14 protein-coding genes, 7 tRNA genes and 1 riboswitch are annotated in these 17453 nt (G+C 31.4%); of the genes, 15 read left to right on the top strand and 6 right to left on the bottom strand.

Features of this window, described 5'->3' with window-relative positions; translation table 11 throughout:
* Window position 1: 1 nt before the first annotated feature.
* The 7 genes from fbaA to B3M86_RS10075 all read left to right on the top strand — a co-directional run bounded on the left by fbaA (window position 2) and on the right by B3M86_RS10075 (window position 3788).
* On the top strand, window positions 2–1069 hold the full coding sequence (gene fbaA / locus B3M86_RS10105) for a class II fructose-bisphosphate aldolase (RefSeq protein ID WP_219033712.1): 1068 nt from the start codon (window positions 2–4) through the stop codon (window positions 1067–1069).
* Window positions 1070–1112: 43 nt separating this feature from the next.
* Window positions 1113–1961: an acetyl-CoA carboxylase, carboxyltransferase subunit beta gene (gene accD, locus B3M86_RS10100; RefSeq protein WP_115001651.1), complete on the top strand. Its 849-nt coding sequence runs from the start codon at window positions 1113–1115 to the stop codon at window positions 1959–1961.
* An 88-nt stretch (window positions 1962–2049) separates the two neighbouring features.
* Window positions 2050–2122: transfer RNA gene (locus B3M86_RS10095), tRNA-Gly, on the top strand.
* A 35-nt stretch (window positions 2123–2157) separates the two neighbouring features.
* Window positions 2158–2241, top strand: a tRNA-Leu gene (locus tag B3M86_RS10090).
* A gap of 29 nt (window positions 2242–2270) precedes the next feature.
* A tRNA-Gly gene (locus tag B3M86_RS10085) sits at window positions 2271–2343 on the top strand.
* A 24-nt stretch (window positions 2344–2367) separates the two neighbouring features.
* Window positions 2368–2451, top strand: a tRNA-Leu gene (locus B3M86_RS10080).
* Window positions 2452–2540: 89 nt separating this feature from the next.
* On the top strand, window positions 2541–3788 hold the full coding sequence (locus B3M86_RS10075) for a YaiO family outer membrane beta-barrel protein (RefSeq protein WP_291075819.1): 1248 nt from the start codon (window positions 2541–2543) through the stop codon (window positions 3786–3788).
* Here the strand turns inward: B3M86_RS10075 and B3M86_RS10070 are convergent.
* The 4 genes from B3M86_RS10070 to B3M86_RS10055 are packed head-to-tail and all read right to left on the bottom strand — an operon-like array spanning window position 3785 to window position 12576.
* Complete coding sequence (locus tag B3M86_RS10070) at window positions 3785–7213, bottom strand: sulfatase-like hydrolase/transferase (protein ID WP_291075821.1); 3429 nt, start codon at window positions 7211–7213, stop codon at window positions 3785–3787. The two genes, B3M86_RS10075 and B3M86_RS10070, sit on opposite strands and share 4 nt — an antisense overlap.
* A 2-nt stretch (window positions 7214–7215) precedes the next feature.
* The gene (locus B3M86_RS10065) at window positions 7216–8280 is read right to left on the bottom strand and encodes a HEAT repeat domain-containing protein (RefSeq protein ID WP_291052899.1); all 1065 of its coding nucleotides are present in this window, start codon (window positions 8278–8280) and stop codon (window positions 7216–7218) included.
* Window positions 8281–8284: 4 nt separating this feature from the next.
* Window positions 8285–8641 (bottom strand): response regulator transcription factor, encoded by a 357-nt coding sequence (locus tag B3M86_RS10060; protein WP_221854151.1) that lies wholly within the window; start codon window positions 8639–8641, stop codon window positions 8285–8287.
* An 11-nt stretch (window positions 8642–8652) separates the two neighbouring features.
* Complete coding sequence (locus B3M86_RS10055; protein WP_291075823.1) at window positions 8653–12576, bottom strand: response regulator; 3924 nt, start codon at window positions 12574–12576, stop codon at window positions 8653–8655.
* Window positions 12577–12722: 146 nt separating this feature from the next.
* Here B3M86_RS10055 and B3M86_RS10050 point away from each other — a divergent pair, with 146 nt between their 5' ends.
* The 5 genes from B3M86_RS10050 (at window position 12723) to cobC (ending at window position 15891) form a co-directional block, all read left to right on the top strand.
* A complete protein-coding gene (locus tag B3M86_RS10050) occupies window positions 12723–13019 on the top strand; it encodes a hypothetical protein (protein ID WP_291075825.1) in 297 nt (98 codons plus the stop codon).
* 75 nt (window positions 13020–13094) lie between these two features.
* On the top strand, window positions 13095–13346 hold the full coding sequence (locus tag B3M86_RS10045; protein ID WP_291075827.1) for a hypothetical protein: 252 nt from the start codon (window positions 13095–13097) through the stop codon (window positions 13344–13346).
* A riboswitch (cobalamin riboswitch) is annotated at window positions 13322–13455 on the top strand. It overlaps the preceding gene by 25 nt.
* A 101-nt stretch (window positions 13456–13556) precedes the next feature.
* Window positions 13557–14576: a nicotinate-nucleotide--dimethylbenzimidazole phosphoribosyltransferase gene (gene cobT, locus B3M86_RS10040; RefSeq protein WP_291047138.1), complete on the top strand. Its 1020-nt coding sequence runs from the start codon at window positions 13557–13559 to the stop codon at window positions 14574–14576.
* On the top strand, window positions 14570–15346 hold the full coding sequence (locus tag B3M86_RS10035; protein ID WP_221854148.1) for an adenosylcobinamide-GDP ribazoletransferase: 777 nt from the start codon (window positions 14570–14572) through the stop codon (window positions 15344–15346). Before cobT ends, B3M86_RS10035 begins: the two co-directional genes overlap by 7 nt.
* Complete coding sequence (gene cobC, locus B3M86_RS10030) at window positions 15331–15891, top strand: alpha-ribazole phosphatase (RefSeq protein WP_221854147.1); 561 nt, start codon at window positions 15331–15333, stop codon at window positions 15889–15891. Before B3M86_RS10035 ends, cobC begins: the two co-directional genes overlap by 16 nt.
* Window position 15892: 1 nt before the next feature.
* Here the strand turns inward: cobC and B3M86_RS10025 are convergent, their stop codons facing one another.
* Together B3M86_RS10025 and B3M86_RS10020 are read right to left on the bottom strand one after the other, a co-directional pair.
* Window positions 15893–16609: a DUF2071 domain-containing protein gene (locus B3M86_RS10025; protein ID WP_291075828.1), complete on the bottom strand. Its 717-nt coding sequence runs from the start codon at window positions 16607–16609 to the stop codon at window positions 15893–15895.
* A gap of 3 nt (window positions 16610–16612) precedes the next feature.
* On the bottom strand, window positions 16613–16987 hold the full coding sequence (locus B3M86_RS10020; protein ID WP_125350484.1) for a hypothetical protein: 375 nt from the start codon (window positions 16985–16987) through the stop codon (window positions 16613–16615).
* Between the two features lie 142 nt (window positions 16988–17129).
* Between B3M86_RS10020 and B3M86_RS10015 the strand changes: the two genes are divergently transcribed.
* The 3 genes from B3M86_RS10015 to B3M86_RS10005 all read left to right on the top strand — a co-directional run bounded on the left by B3M86_RS10015 (window position 17130) and on the right by B3M86_RS10005 (window position 17417).
* Window positions 17130–17202 (top strand) — tRNA-Gly (locus tag B3M86_RS10015).
* Window positions 17203–17234: 32 nt separating this feature from the next.
* Window positions 17235–17318: transfer RNA gene (locus B3M86_RS10010), tRNA-Leu, on the top strand.
* Between the two features lie 26 nt (window positions 17319–17344).
* Window positions 17345–17417 (top strand) — tRNA-Gly (locus B3M86_RS10005).
* Window positions 17418–17453 lie beyond the last annotated feature (36 nt).

Raw genomic sequence — 17453 nt, 5'->3', positions numbered from 1 at the left:
AATGAGCAGAAAATTTCCTGCCGGTGTTGCTACCGGTTCATTAGTTCAAGACATTATCAATGATGCAAAAGCAAATCAATACGCTTTACCAGCGTGTAATGTCATCGGTTCAGATACTATTAACGCTGCAATGGAAGCTGCAGTTGAAGTAAACTCTCCGGTTATTATTCAATTTTCTAACGGAGGTGCTGCTTTTAATGCCGGAAAAGGATTAAAAGGAGAAAATCAACTTTCTGCTATCAAAGGTGCTATTGCGGGAGCAAAACATATTCACACTTTAGCTGAGTCTTACGGAGCTACTGTAATTTTACATACAGACCACTGTGCAAAAAAATTATTGCCTTGGATTGATGGAATTATGGACGCTAACGAAGAACATTTTAATAAATTCGGAAAGACTTTATTTAGTTCTCACATGTTAGATTTATCTGAAGAGCCTTTAGAAGAAAACGTAGAAAAGTGCAAAAGATACTTAGAAAGAATGTCTAAAGTTGGAATGACTTTGGAGATGGAATTAGGTATTACAGGTGGAGAAGAAGATGGTGTTGACAATTCTAATGTTGACAATTCTTTATTATACACTCAACCAGAAGAAGTTGCTTACGTTTACGAAAACTTAAAATCTATTTCTGATAATTTCTGGATTGCAGCAGCATTTGGTAATGTACACGGTGTTTACAAACCAGGAAATGTTGTATTGACTCCAAAAATTTTAGATAACTCTCAAAAATACATCAACGAAAAGTATGGTGTAGACAACGCTGTAAACTTCGTATTCCACGGAGGTTCTGGTTCTACGTTAGAAGAAATTAGAGAAGCAATTAGCTACGGAGTTATCAAAATGAACATTGATACAGATTTACAATATGCATTTATGGAAGGAATTCGTAAATATTTTGACGAAAATGCAGCTTATTTACAAGGACAAATTGGAAATCCTGAAGGTCCAGAATCTCCTAACAAAAAATATTATGATCCACGCGTGTGGTTAAGAGCTGGAGAAGTTACTTTCAAAGACAGATTAATTCAAGCTTTTCACGATTTAAATAATGTTAATACTTTAGGATAATCTTTTCACTAAGATTATTCTTACCCAAATAAAAACAGAGAATATGCCTTGGTTTATTAGAAGCAAGAAAAATATTACAACGCCTACTGAGTCTAAAAAAGACGTTAAAAAAGGCTTATGGTACAAAACACCATCAGGAAAAATTATTGAAACTGAAGAACTAAAAGCAAATGCGTATGTAAGTCCAGAGGATGATCATCACGTACAAATTGGTTCTCAAGAATACTTCGATATCTTATTTGATGATAGTAAATTCACAGAATTAGATACAAAAGTAGAAAGTAAAGACCCATTAAATTGGACAGATACAAAACCTTATAAAGATCGTTTAAAAGAGATTAAAAAGAAAACGGGAATGACAGATTCTATTCGCAATGCGACTGGAAAAATTCATGGACGTGACATTACAATTTCTTGTATGGATTTCAAATTTATTGGAGGTTCTTTAGGATCTGTAATGGGAGAAAAAATTGCACGTGCAATTGATTATTCTATCAAAAACAAAACTCCATTCGTAATTATTACACAATCTGGTGGTGCACGTATGATGGAAGCTGCAATTTCGTTGATGCAATTAGCTAAAGTAGAAGCTAAATTAATTCAATTAGCAGATAACAACATTCCTTATATTACAATCTTAACAAATCCATCTTTTGGAGGAATTACAGCATCTTTCGGATCAATTGGTGACGTTATCATGGCAGAGCCAGGAGCATTAATTGGATTCGCTGGACCACGTGTTATCAAAGAAACTATTGGTAGAGATTTACCAGAAGGATTCCAAACTTCTGAATTTTTATTAGAAAAAGGCTTCGTTGATATGATCGTTCATCGTAAAAAGATGAAAGATAAAATAAAAGAAGTAGCTGATATGTTAATGCCTATCAACTAATTAAAATAAGTGCAAATATTTTTTTAAAATTTTATTCAAATTTGATTTGGATTATTAGAAATTGATTTTATATATTTGCACTCCAATCGCGAGAATAGCTCAGCTGGTAGAGCGCAACCTTGCCAAGGTTGAGGTCGCGGGTTCGAGCCCCGTTTCCCGCTCTTTGAAATATAAAAATTCATAAAAATCAAATTTTGCCTTGGTGGTGGAATTGGTAGACACGCAGGACTTAAAATCCTGTGTCCATTAGGACGTGCGGGTTCAAGTCCCGCCTGAGGTACTTTTTAATTTGATTTTTACAATTTACACGCGGGAATAGCTCAATTGGTAGAGCGTCAGCCTTCCAAGCTGAATGTTGCGGGTTCGAGTCCCGTTTCCCGCTCTAACTTCTTTCTTAGAAGTGGATGCCTTGGTGGTGGAATTGGTAGACACGCAGGACTTAAAATCCTGTGTCCATTAGGACGTGCGGGTTCAAGTCCCGCCTGAGGTACAACAAAGTTCAAGAATTTATTTTCTTGAGCTTTTTTTATGCTCTAAATAATCATATCTTTATACTCATAAAAAACACGTTTTTACCATATGATTCAAAAATCATTTCTAAGAAAGACACTCTTTGCTCTTACCTTTTTACCTTTATTTTCGTATAGCCAGGAATTTAAAAGTTCGGATGATTTATTTCAAGAAGCACGTCACAAAGCTTTTGAAGAAAAAGATTATACAACTGCCAAGAAACTTGCATTACAGGCTTTAGATCAATCGCCAGAATATGCAGATATCGCTGTTTTTTTGGGACGAATATATACTTGGAATGATGAAACCGAAGAAGCGAGAAAAGTTTTTCAGAATGTCGAAAAAAACATGGATCCCTCTCCCGATTTCTATTTAGCCTACACGTCACTTGAATATTGGAATGATAATTATAAAGAAGCTGTTTCTATTATTGATCGTGGATTAATTAAATATCCTAAAAATGAAGAACTATTGCTGTTAAAAGCTAAAGTTCTTAATTGGAACAATTCTTATAAAGAAGCTTCAAAAACAATCAAAGAATTATTAGCAATTAACCCTAAAAATACAGAAGCACGCGAATTAGCAAATCGAATCGAAATCAATAATACTAAAAACGCAATTGGTGTTAATTACAATTACTCGCATTTTGACAAACAATTTGCAGATGATTGGCATCAAGTTTCGGTAAGTTATAAAAGACAAACTTCGCTTGGTTCATTGATTTTTAAAGTGAATTACGCAAACAAGTTTAAAGATAACGGTGTTCAATATGAAGTAGAAGCTTATCCAAGACTTTCTAAGACATTTTACATGTACGTTGGCGGTGGATATTCGGATAGTGACGGAATTTTTCCTAAATATCGCACAGGAGCCTCTCTTTACGCTAATTTACCTAAAAGTTTCGAAGCTGAATTAGGTTATCGTCAACTTCATTTTTCGGATGATGTTTGGATGTTTACTGGATCTATCAGTAAATATTATAAAAATTATTGGTTCAATTTACGTGCATTTGTAACGCCAAGCAACAACAATATTTCGCATTCGTATACATTCACAACTCGTTATTATACAGGCGATGCAAACAATTATTTAAGCTTAGCTATTGGTACAGGAATTTCACCAGAGGATTTTAACAACAATCTTTTAGAAGATACAACTTACAAACTGAAGTCTTTCAAAATTGGAGCAGATTATAATTGTTCGATCAATGAATTAAACTTAATTTCAATTGGTGCAAATTATTACAATCAAGAATATCGTCCAAATCAAAAAGGAAATCAATTTGATGTAAGCGTTTCGTACAGCCGAAAATTCTAATTGATATAACGGTTAAATATAGAATCAGGAACCATTTTTTGAGTATTTTTCAAAGAATGGTTTTTTGTTTTAAAGCTTTTCAATCGATTTTTCAACTCTGTTTCCATCTTCGAATTTTGTTCAACATCTTCTGTTAAATTCTTTTCAATTCGATATAACTTCCCTCCTGACAAATGATAATTTTGAAAAACATAATCGTCTAAAATATTTTTATTCTGCATTAACGGAACACCTTGTTTTCTGTAATTCACTTTACCGTTTTCTAAATTTTGTCCCATCCAAGTCACATAATTCGGTAATTTCAGTTTATACGAATCTCTAAAATATGTCACAAAAGTTGGTGCAATATCAAAATGCGTCACAATATTTGACATCTTTTTCGGTGACTTTAACAAAGGAGAATAGACAATAATCGGAACATGAAAACGATCAATCTTTGTTTCCATCGGTACTTCTGGCATTCGATGATCTCCAGTAATCACAAAAATAGTTTGATTAAAATCTGAACGTTTTTGATAAGCTTCGAAAAAGTTTTTTACAGCTTCATCAACAATCAAAAAAGTCACCAATTGTTGTTTATATTTTTTTACTGTCGTCAAAGTTGTCGCATCATAATTTCGAGATTTAATCAACGTTTCAAACTGTTTATTATATTTCTCAACATTGTTTATTAAGAAAGGACTATGCGTCGCTAACGTCATCAAAACATTAAAATATGGTTGATTATTTTCTTTTTGCGTTGCTAAATATTTTTTAAACACTGAATGATCGTCAAATCCCCAAGAAAATCCATTATTCGACGGAATTTTTGCATAATTATTTTCGTAATCATTTTCATCAATAATTGTTTCAACACCCGAATAATTCAAGTATTTTGACATAAAATCGAAATCAACATCGCCACCGTAAAAATACCCCGTTTTATAACCATTACTTTTCAACAAATTATACAAATTGTAATGTTGAGGTAAACTCTTTTGTTCCATAAAACCATTTTCAGCAAATGGCAAAGACCCCGTCAATCCAGGTAAAACTCCATATGTTCTTCCCGTCGTACTTAATCCATTTTCCCAATACAAACTCTTTTTCGAAAGCTTATCAATATATGGTGTAAAAGAACCTAAATATGCACTTTCGTTACTAAAAGCTCGTCCCAAACCTTCAATCACAATAAAAACAACATTCGGTTTTTCTGTTGTTAAATTAAATTGATCCGCGAAGAAATTTTTGTTCTCATCTTGATACAAAAATGGATAATTAATTTTATCAAAATAATGTCGATTATCTTCATTATTTGAACTCGAATTTGAATTTAAAAAATCAATTTCCGAAAGTTTATCTTCTGCATATTGTTCAATCGAGTTTGAGAAAAAATAAGACGATTTACTCAAAATTAGATTAGATGAAAACTCATCATTTTGAGAACTTTTTAAATCCAAATTAATTGGAACAATAAGCGATAAAAAACTCAAAATTATTAATGGTAATTGAAGAATTTTTTGGTTAATTTTTAATCTATAACTGTAAATAAATATCGTTGTTAAAATAGCAATTACAGCAATTGATAAAAGGATACTTATTGTATTGACAACACCTGATGCTCCAATAATTAATTTCAATTCTTCGAACGTATAAGAAAACAAATCTGAACCTAATAAATTGAGTGTTGTTTCAAAATATTTAATCAATAAAATATTTGAAATGATTAAAAAAGAATACGCAAAAATGATCCATTTTTTTGCCCAACTTATCGAATAAAATTGCAGTAAAAAATATGCAAAACTTACCACAAAAATACTATCTAAAGCAAAATCGATATTATGTACGAATAAATCAAAAAATAAAGTTTGATTAGAAGTTGTTGTAAGATTTTCTTGATAAAGATAAAATTCAAGAATTGATGACAATCCAAAAATTAAAAAATATATCAGTGAAATAAACGTAGTTTGCTGAACTAAATTAATAAATCCAAGTTTCAGTTTTTGCCAAATAGATAATTCTTTCGCTTGATTTCCTCCAAAACCTTGTCGCGTCATTTCTCCCCACGAATTATTTTTGAGAAAGAAATCCTTCACCCCTTTCACGCCTGCCATCACAACAAACGGATGAAATGTAAACGGCTCTATAAACGCCGTAAAAAATAATTTCGGAATATCCCCTTTTTTGTGATAAACATTGTACGTCATCAAATCAATCAGAATAGCATAAATCGAATATAAAATTCCATAAAGCAATACAAAAGCCATCAAAGGAAAGAAAATATGCCAATTAATAAATCCTAAAAAGAATAAAACTACGAAAATGATCCAACCAATATATTCGATAATCGGTCCTAAAAATTCGAAGAAAAACCAATACGGATAACTCATCATTCCAAGTTTTCCATATTTCGGATTGAAAAATAAAATACGATGCTTCCACAATGTTTCTATCGTTCCACGCATCCAACGATTACGCTGTTTGGTTAAAATTTCTTTATTTTCTGGTACTTCTGTCCAACAAAGCGGATCGGGAATATTTACTACTTTATAGGCCAATTTTTGCTCGTGCATATAACGTCGCATTCGCACAACAAGCTCCATATCTTCACCAACTGTATCGTGATCGTAACCGCCACACTGGAGTACAATTTCACGATCAAAAGCACCAAAAGCACCCGAAATCAGCATCAAACCATTGGCGCGCGACCACGCCATTCTTCCCAAAAGAAATGCACGAATATATTCTAACGCTTGTGCTCTTCCTAAACGAGTTTTAGGCAAATTAACATCGACAATTTTTCCGTCAACAATGGTACAATTATTCGCCAAAAGAATTACGCCTCCACATGCAATTACTTTTGCTTTTGCTTCATCCATAAAAGGTTTCGCAAGCTTCAGAATCGCATCTTGTTCTAAAATACAATCGACATCAATACAAACAATATAATCGTTTGTTGCAATATTAATTCCGACATTTAACGCATCCGATTTTCCTCCATTTACTTTGTCAACAATAATTAATTTTTTGAAAACTGGATTGGTACTTTTATAAATTGCATTAATTGGTTTCGTTTCGATGTTTCCTTCAACGAAATAATCAATTTTAATCAAATCATACGCTTCAATTAATCGTTGCAACGAATCATCTTTGGAACCATCATTTACAATAATAATTTCGAGCTGATTGTAATACAACGACAACAACGAACGCACATTCTCCACAATCGTTGCACCTTCGTTATAAGCGGGCGCAATAAGGCTAAAAGTAGGCGCATTTGGCGATGTTGCAATAAGCGAATAATCCGTAAAACTGTTTTTTCGGATATACATTTTTATCGCTCCTTTTGCATAAAAACCTATCCATCCGTAGACTAAAATTAATAGGATTGAATAAAAAAGGAAGCCGTAAATAAAAAAATCGAAAGCCGTTTCTAGCCAATTCATGATTAGTTTTCTTGGATAATTTGATTAATAATTTGTTTTAATTCAGGAGAGTTTGATTGGTGTGCAAGTTTTTGTAAATCGGTTTTTGAACAACAATTATTTAAGGCTTTTACACTTGCTTTTTTGACAGAAAATGAAGGATTTTCCTTTGCTTGAGTTTCTAAGAATGTGTTATTTTCTGGATTTGAGATTTTTTCTAAAGCTTTTAAAATTTGAATTTGAAACTTTTCGTTACACGTTTCATATTGCTCAATCAATAGCTTTGAGGTTGAGTCATCTTCGATTCTGACTAATGTTTTAATCGTTTCTTCCACAACTTTTTCATCAGAATCGTGCAAATTATCTGCAACCAAATCGTGCATTTGCAACAATTGAAACTTGCGAATTAATTTCATTGTTAGAATTTTCACACTTTGATTAGGTGATTTTAACCAATTTGAAATTATCTTATCAACCTCATCAAGATTTGGTAAAATTGTAATTGCATCCAACAATTTCAACTGTTGCCAATCCGTCAATTGCTCTTGTAAATTATCCAAAAAATATAAACCTTCGAAACCAGCAAATTTCGTTAAACCATATTGCGCTTCAGATCGTACTAAATCATTTTTATGTTGTAACATACTTTTGATTTTTGGTAAAGTTTCAACATGATTCATCGTCGTAACTTCTTGTATTGCCTCGGCTATTTCATGATTTTTTTGACTATTTAATTTCTGTAAGGATATTTTTTTTAATTCATAATGGTCAAATAAATTTTGAATACTTTCTTTTGAATTTCCAGAAAAATTTTGTTCCGCTTTTAGTAATTTTTTAATAAAATAATGTTTGAATGAACTTGATTTCAAATAATCATTAAAGTCAGTATTCGAATTGGATTGATCATCCAAAATTGTTTCATAAATTTCTTTATCAATAATCGCATTCCACTTATTTTTCTTTGTAATGATTTTATATTCAATTATACTTGTCAATAACGTATAAATAATTGTCAAAAAAAGTAAAATAAGTAGAATATAAATTCCTACGATTAACTCGGTATAGGTTATAATTTGTAGGATAATCATGCTTTTATTTTAATAATTTCTTCACGCGAACAGACAATTCAATAGGGCTAAATGGTTTCACCATAAAATCATTTGCACCCAAATTAAATGCTTCCACCACTACATCTTCTTGCCCTAAAGAAGACAAAATAATCATTGGTGTTTCGGAATTTTTACTTTTTCTAACAGCACTAATAATCTCCAAACCAGACGCAAAAGGCATCATAATATCTGTAATAATCAAATCAATATCTTCATTCTCAATCTTACTGATTGCTTCTTTTCCATTTCGTGTTAAAACAACTTTGTAACCTTCTTTTTTCAGTTTGTGTTCAATTGTTTTTAAAATCAATTCATCGTCTTCGGCAATTAAAATCTGCATAATATTGGTTTTTAAATATTTTTTAAATAGTTAATAACTAATTCTATTTCGGTTTTTACTTTAATAATCAGCTGGTTTTCTTGTAGGTAATTGATCGAAGTTGATTTTTCTATTTGTTCGGTTAAATCAGCCAAAATTGTAAGTCCTGCAGTTTTTGCTGTTCCTTTTACTTTATGACCTAATTGATTTAATCCTTCTAAATTTTGTTTGTTGAAATAAGTTTCAAATTCTTGTACAGATTTTTCTAACTCATTAATAATTATTTCTATAAACATTTTTCTAAACGATTCGTCGTCTTTCGTATAATTATTTATCATCGAAAGATCAAGGTGATTTCCAAAATCATTGGTTTCAATCTTTTCATATTGGGAAAAGTCTAACCATTTTTCTAGTACATCAAAAATATCTTTTTCTCGAATTGGTTTTGCTAAGAAATCATTCAATCCAGCATTAAGACATTTTTCCTTTTCGCCTTTTACATTTCCCGCTGTCACTGCAATAATCGGAGTTTCTTGAAAATTGTTTAATAAACGAATAACCTTAGTTGCTTCAATACCATTCATTTCTGGCATTTGAATATCCATCAAAATTAAATCAATCTTATTTTCTTGACAAATTGATACGGCTTCCGCTCCATTCGCAGCCGTATACAAAATAGAATTTGGTGCAATATTTTTGATAATCTGCTGATTTAAAGCCATATTAACTAAATTATCATCAGCAATTAAAATATGAAATTGTTTCGAAAAATCTTGCGAAATTTCTTCTTGATTTTCAATTTCTATGGTTTGAATTTCTTTCGAATCAATAATCGTTTTACGCAGCGTATCAAACAATTCTTCAGACTTAATTGGTTTCAATAATCGCGAAGTAATTCCCAATTCTTTTGCTTTCTGAATTAGATATTCATCCTCAGAAGAACTATGCAATAATACTAAAGGAATTTTTGTATTCTTAGTTACAAAATACTCTTTTATTTTCTGAATTGTTTCTAAACCATTTAAAACTGGCATGTGATAATCCATCAAAATAACATCGTAAACATTGCCATTCAAAACTTTCTGAAGCGCTTCCATTCCATTGTTCGCAATATCAGACGTTATATTTTTGAACTGCAACATATGCTGCAAAATCATTTGATTACTTTGATTATCATCTACAATCAACACATGATTTATTTCTTCCAAATGATCAAATTGTTGCTCAATATTATATTCGTAATCAACTTCTAAATCAAAGAAAAATGTAGAACCTTTATCTATTTCGCTTTGCAATTCTAGATGACTTCCGAAATAATTTAATAATTTATTCGAAATTGTTAAACCTAAACCTGTTCCTCCGAAACGTTTACTAACAGTACTATCCTCTTGTGTAAATGCATCAAAAATCTTGGCTTGTTTTTCTGGTTTTATACCAATTCCTGTATCACGAACAGAGAATCTCAGTTTTGCTTTTTCTCCTTTCACAATTGGTTCAACTTGACTAATTTTTAGTTCTATTTCTCCACTATCCGTAAATTTCACAGCGTTTCCAAGTAGATTAATTAGCACTTGTTTCAATCGAGCTTCATCAATCCAAATAAATTGAGGTAAATTATTATCTATATTCAACAACAATTCAATTTTTTTGTTTTCGGCTTGATAAAGAATCACATTGATTACTTGATTTCCTAACTCGAACAAATTATTTTTTTCTATCGAAACATCCATTCGACCCGATTCAATTTTAGAGAAATCTAAAATATCATTTATTATTGACAACAATGAATTTGCAGAATCATTAATAAAATTCAAATATTGTTTTTGAGTCGGATTAAGTGGCGTTTTCAACAATAAATCAGAGAAACCAATCACACCATTTAAAGGTGTTCGAATCTCGTGACTCATATTTGCTAAAAATTCAGACTTTGCCTTACTAGCGAGTTCAGCATTCTTTTTGGCTTTTTTAAGTTCTTTATTTTTCTTGACAGATTCTGTTATATTTTGCGAAAACATAATCAGACCACCAATCTGTTTTTTGTTGATATACCACGGATGAATCGCCCAGGAATAGTGTTGATCCGTATCATATTTTGGTGTGCGATAAATCATATCTTCATCCGAATAACTTTCACCTTGCAAACAAGCGTCATAAATCGCTTTTCTTTCTGCTGGAACATTGTACATTTCATAATGAGATTTTCCGATCACATTTTTCTTTTTTACTACAAATTCATCACACCATTGATTACTCAAAGTTAGATAATTCATATCCTTATCAAACATTGCAACAGATGCAGGTACATGATTAATAAATGTTTCGAAAATAGCTTTTTGTCGAGCCAACTCTAACGTATAACGTTTTCTCTCATCAATATCCTGAAAAGTTCCAAAAACGCTAACACATTTTCCATTTACGAACTCTGGAATTCCTTTACATCTTACCCAAATTGTTTTTCCTTTTTGGGTAACTATTTGCAACTCCATATCATATCCGATTCCTTTTTCTACCGCATCTCTAAAAGCTTTCTTTATTTTTGGATAACTACTTTTTGCTTCATAAAAATTGAGTGAAGTTTCTACATTTGGTTCATAATCTAGTTCAACTTCATGGATTTTTTTCGTTATATCAGTCCAAATTAATTCTTGCTTAACTAAATCGTATTTCCAACCTCCAACATTGGCAACTTCGTACGTATGATCTAGTAACTGACGAACACGATTAAGATCTCTTTCCAACAAAGTCCTTTGTGTCATATCAACTGCAGTACTCATTACAACAGGATTTCCTTCGTTATCTTTGTCCAAAATATTATTGTATAACCAATATGTTAACGAACCATCTTTCTTAATCAAGCTCATTAAACCAGAATCTTGCTTTTTACTTAAAATCGTCTCTATATAGATTTGATATTCTTTTTGATTAGATTTTGGGATTAATTTTTTAAGATCCAAATCTTTCGATTCTTCTTCAGTATAACCTATCAATTCTAAACCTTTTTTGTTAATGGATAAAATATTACCATCCAAATCGTGAATCGTCATTAAACCAAGCGAAGAATTGAAAAAATTTCTAAGCTTACGTTCACTGTTTTCTAGTTCCTCCTTTTTAGAGTTTTCAAGTGTAATATCTCGTCCAAATAAGAAAATCTCGTTATCATACGAAGTGTTTAATTTAGTATACCATTCAACCATTTTTTCTTCTTTCGTTTCTATTGAACACATCAAACATTTAAAATTGATAGAATCTGTATTATTTTTAAGATTTGATAAATAGGTATTGACTTTCGTTTTATCCTTTTCAGCAACAAAATCTATAAAATTTCTTTCTACAATAGGAAATTCTTTTTTCATCCCCAAAACCTCTTTGAAAGCAGGATTTATAGATTTTAAAACACCATTAATATCAGCAACTCCAATCAGATTATTAGATATTTTATAGATATTTTGAAAGTAAGCCGCATCTTTTTTGCGCTTTTTACTCACCAATAATTTGGTAATATTTTTCCCAAGTTGAATCAATAAATTACGTTGTTTTTCGTCCAACGTTCTTGGATAATGGTCGTTTACACATAATGTTCCCAACGCATTCCCATTGTCATCAATCAACGGAACACCAGCATAGAACTGAATATTTGCAGCTTTTACACCAGCAATATTTTTTGCAGGTTCAAATTTCGTCACATCATCAATCACCAAAATTTCATTTTCTACCAAAGAAAATTGACATATTGTTTGTTGACGCGGAACAATATCTACCTCGATTCCACAATTTGCTTTAATCACTTGATAGTTTTCATCAAAAACAGAAACTAACGCAATTGGCGCATTACAAATCAAACTCGCAGCATTTGCAAAAACTTCTAATTCTTCGTCTTTATCATGCGCTTGTAAATTATAATCGTAAACCGCTTGCAATCTTTGCTTTTCGTTCGTTGGGATGGGAAAATTTTCCATTAAAAATTGATCTTATTTAAAAGGTAAGTAGAGGTGGTTAAAGATACTACATAAATCCAAATATTCTAAATCTATTATTTCTAAAAATAAAATCAACCTTTTTATTCATAAAATCATCTCTATTATAAATCTAAACTTTAAAAAATATGAAAATCACAATTCCAATTCCTTGCAAAGAGAAATTAACAAACGAAAATTTCTGTGCAAAATGTCAACATAAAATCACTGACTTTTCTAATTTGACAAATGACGAAATTTCGAATGAATTTCAGAAAAGCAACGTTCATTGTGGTATTTTTCATCCAAGTCAATTAGGTCAAAATCTTTTTAAGAAAACGATTTCTAATGTCATGATTTTTTCTGCTTTTGGGTTATTAAATTCATGTACAAATGGACAGGATAAACCAAATTGTACAGAACCTTTAGTTGCAAAAAATGATTAGATTCAAAAAGAAAAAATAAAATTCAAAATAAAAGTTAATTTTGGAAATTCTAACTTAGAGATCAAAACATATCGTTTGTTAATTAATGATGAATTAGTAGAAAGTAAATTAAATATTGGCGAGGAATATACAATACAATTTGAGACCTTGAAAAATACTGAACTTAACCTAAGATTAGCTTCAAATGAAATAAATTCAGAAGTTTATAAATCTTATTCATTTAAAAATTTTCCGAATAAAGTTAATTTAAACACTTCTGATTTTGAAGAGCAAGTTGTTTTGATGGGAGATATAGTGATTGATGAAAATTTTGACCCAGAAAAATAATTTATTACCTTGCTTGCACAAAAGGGAATCGAGTGCAAATCTCGAGCTGTCGCGCAACTGTAAGTAGAGAAAAACTATAAGCCAGACCACTTTTTAGATGATGCTTTCGCGATTGAAGCTCAATCAAAACTACATATATTTTATTATTTGTTGAATTGATTGCACTTGATTTCGAAAGCATTTTTTTATTAAAATTTAGTTTAGTATAAAATGCAAAAAGAAGAAATTCAACACATTATTGATCTTAAAACAAAACCGCTTGGAGCTTTAGGTTTATTAGAAAAAATCGCACTTAAAATTGGTTTGGTTCAGCAAAAAAATCATTTAGAATTAATAAAACCTCATCTAATCGTTTTCGCAAGCGATCACGGAATTGCACAATCTGGTGTTAGTGCGTATCCAGCAGAAGTTACGCCTCAAATGGTTTTAAATTTCCTAAATAATGGAGCAGCTATTAATGTTTTTTGTAATCAAAATGAGATTAATTTAACGATTGTTGACGCTGGTGTAAATTATGATTTCGAGGATTATTCGGTTTTGAAAAATTGTAAAGTAGCCAAATCAACCAAAAATTTCTTGCACGAACCTGCAATGACCTTAGATCAATTGGAACAATGTTTTGATTATTCGAAGACAATTGTGAACGAAATCGCTCAAAATGGAACAAATATTATTGGTTTTGGCGAAATGGGAATTGGGAACACTTCTTCTGCATCGATGCTTGTACACTATTTAACCGATTTACCGCTTGAACAATGTGTAGGACGTGGAACAGGTTTGAATGATGAGCAATTACAAAATAAAATCAATATTCTAAATGAAGCGAAGAATACACATGGGAAAATTACTGATCCAAAAGAAATTTTAGCCACTTTTGGAGGTTTTGAAGTTGCTCAAATGACAGCTGCAATGTTATCTGCTTATGAACATAATATGTTGTTGATGATTGATGGATATATTGCTTCGTCTGCGATTTTGGTTGCGTCTAAATTAAATCCAGAAATTTTAAACAATACAATTTTCTGTCATCAAAGTGATGAATCTGGACATCAATATTTATTAAATTATTTCAACGAAGAACCAATTCTGAACATCAATTTGCGAGTTGGTGAAGGAACGGGGTGTGCGTTGGCTTATCCAATTATCAAAAGTGCGGTAAATTTCTACAATGATATGGCGAGTTTCGACTCTGCAGGCGTGAGTAACAAAGAAACTAAAGTGAAATGCTAAAAAAAGAAATCACTTATTTTTTAACCGCATTGATGTTTTTTACGCGAATTCCGATTCCGTTCAAAATTCCATATAGCAACGAAATCATGAATCAATCACAGAAATACTATGCAGCGATTGGTTTATTGGTTGGCGCTTTTAATGCATTGATTTATATGATTTGTCAATTTATTTTACCTATTGATATCGCCATTATTATCACAATGATTACAAGCGTTTTGTTGACTGGAGCCTTTCACGAAGATGGTTTCACCGATGTTTGCGATAGTTTTGGAGGTGGTTATGGCAAAGAAAAAATCTTGACAATTATGAAAGATAGCCGAATTGGAGCTTATGGTGTAATTGGTGTTATCTTATTGTTGTTATTGAAATTCACATCACTTCAACATATTGCAGAAAATAATTTTTGGTTGATAATTTTCAGCTTGATTGCAGCACATTCGGTTAGTCGCTTTTTTTCTGGAATGATGATTTATACACACGAATATGTGACAGATATCGACAAAAGTAAATCAAAACCGATGGCAAATAAAGCACTTCCAATAAAAAATCTTATCATTAGTTTTCTTTTCTGTCTTGTGCCTTTTATTGTTTTTGGCGAATGGAAATTCTTGTTGATATTACCACTTTGTTACATAGGAAAAGTTTATTTGGGCTGGTATTTCAAAAAATATATTGGTGGATATACAGGCGATTGCTTGGGAACTGTGCAACAAGTTACCGAAGTTTTGTTTTATCTTGGCGTTTTAATTCTATGCAAGTTTCTGTAATTCGACATACAAAAGTTAATGTTCCTTCATCGGTTTGTTACGGACAAACTGATGTGGAATTAGCTGATACTTTTCATCAAGAAGTAGTACAAATTCATACTAAGATCGAAAACGACTTTGAGATAATTTTTTCAAGTCCACTGAGTCGCTGTCAACGATTAGCAGAAACTTTCTCGAATGAAATTATTTTTGATGAACGATTAAAAGAATTCAATTTTGGAGATTGGGAAATGAAATCGTGGAACGAAATTCCTTCGGAAGAAATAGAACCTTGGTACGCCGATTTTGTCGAAACTAAAACACCAAACGGCGAATCAATGCAAGATATTTCTACGCGACTTTTTGATTTTATGGACGAGTTACGAAATGCTCAACACGAAAAAGTGCTGATTGTTGCACATGGTGGAATCATCCGTTTGATGTGGTGTTATTTGTTGCAAATACCAATCAAAAATGCATTCAAAATACCTATAAATTATGGTGAAATGTTTCAGTTTAATTTAGGAAAAACAAATGAGGAAGATTTTATTTTGAGCAAAGAATAAACTACAAACATTTTATCTTTTCTAACGACTTCCATTCATGTTCGTTATTGGTCATCAGAATTGCGTTATCAAACTGAACAGAACCTTTTAGAAAGATTGTTTCATTTTCAAAAAAACTTGATTTCACATGTAAAACTTCCAAAGGTTCTACTCCCCAATTATAGGTTTCGAGTTTTAGACCTTCAAAATTATTTCCATTTGGAGAATAACCGACAGAACCATTCTCGAAGAATTTTGAAACTTCATTCAACGTTTCGAAAATCGAATTCGAATTAAATTCAACAGATTTTTTTGCATCAATTTCAATTCGTGTATCGTCAGAACTCGTGAAATCTAAATGATAATTATCGTTTTCTTCTATAACATTAAACTTCGCAAAATAATGTTTCCCAGGAAAAACTCGACCACCAACAAGCGTATTCAATTTTAGAGAAGTATCTCTCATCGGGATATATACACCTTCTTTTGTCACACCATTTTCTTCCCATTCAACCGCGATTCGATGCGCTGCATTTTCAGAATTCACTCCTACAAAATCAGGTAAACCTTTTGGTTTTATATCTTTTAATCGAATCAAACAGATTCCAGCAATTGCTTTTCCTTTGTACAATTTTGGACGAAAAGGTTGAGGTAAAATCGTCTCAATATAGTGTGATTCTACACAAAAATTGATTAACATTCTACGTTCTATAATACCATAAATTGTAGGGATTTTCATAATTTATTCTTTGTAAGTTGTTTCTTGTATTTTCCAATAATTCAACGTCAAATTATCACTATATTTTAAATAAAGTTTAATTTCTCCATTTTGATCAATTTTACCAATTTTTTCTTGAATTAAATAAACCTCCATTTTATCTAAAATTTCATCAGGCTTACCAATCAATTTATAAACCTCATTTTTTGAAGTTCCATTTGAATTATATGAATCAAATTTTAAAACATTATTAACCAAATCATCCAACATCTTATAACGATAATTTTGTCCGTAAACTCCTTCCTCAAAAGGAATCCATTTATCTGATTCAAACTTTTTCTTAGAATTACAACTCATCACAAGAAGAAAAACACCACAAAAAATAAATAATTTCTCCATAAAATAATTCAATTCCCTAATTTCTCAAAAAAAATCAACAAGTCAAATATTTCAAAATTAATTTATTAGAAAAAAGTTGTAAAATTTATTCGAAAAACACTTGCAAAAGTAATATTAATGACCTTATATTTGCACTCACAACGCGGGAATAGCTCAATTGGTAGAGCGTCAGCCTTCCAAGCTGAATGTTGCGAGTTCGAGTCTCGTTTCCCGCTCTTTGAAATATTAAATTCAAAAATCAAATTTTGCCTTGGTGGTGGAATTGGTAGACACGCAGGACTTAAAATCCTGTGTCCATTAGGACGTGCGGGTTCAAGTCCCGCCTGAGGTACTTTTTAATTTGATTTGAAAATTTACGCGGGAATAGCTCAATTGGTAGAGCGTCAGCCTTCCAAGCTGAATGTTGCGAGTTCGAGTCTCGTTTCCCGCTCTGTAAAAGCCGAAGATTAATCTTCGGCTTTTTTTA

This window comes from Empedobacter sp. UBA6305 (assembly GCF_002440405.1).
Lineage (GTDB): Bacteria > Bacteroidota > Bacteroidia > Flavobacteriales > Weeksellaceae > Empedobacter > Empedobacter falsenii_B.
The sequence above is the reverse complement of the archived record's forward strand: the minus strand, read 5'-3'. Positions and strand labels throughout refer to the sequence as shown.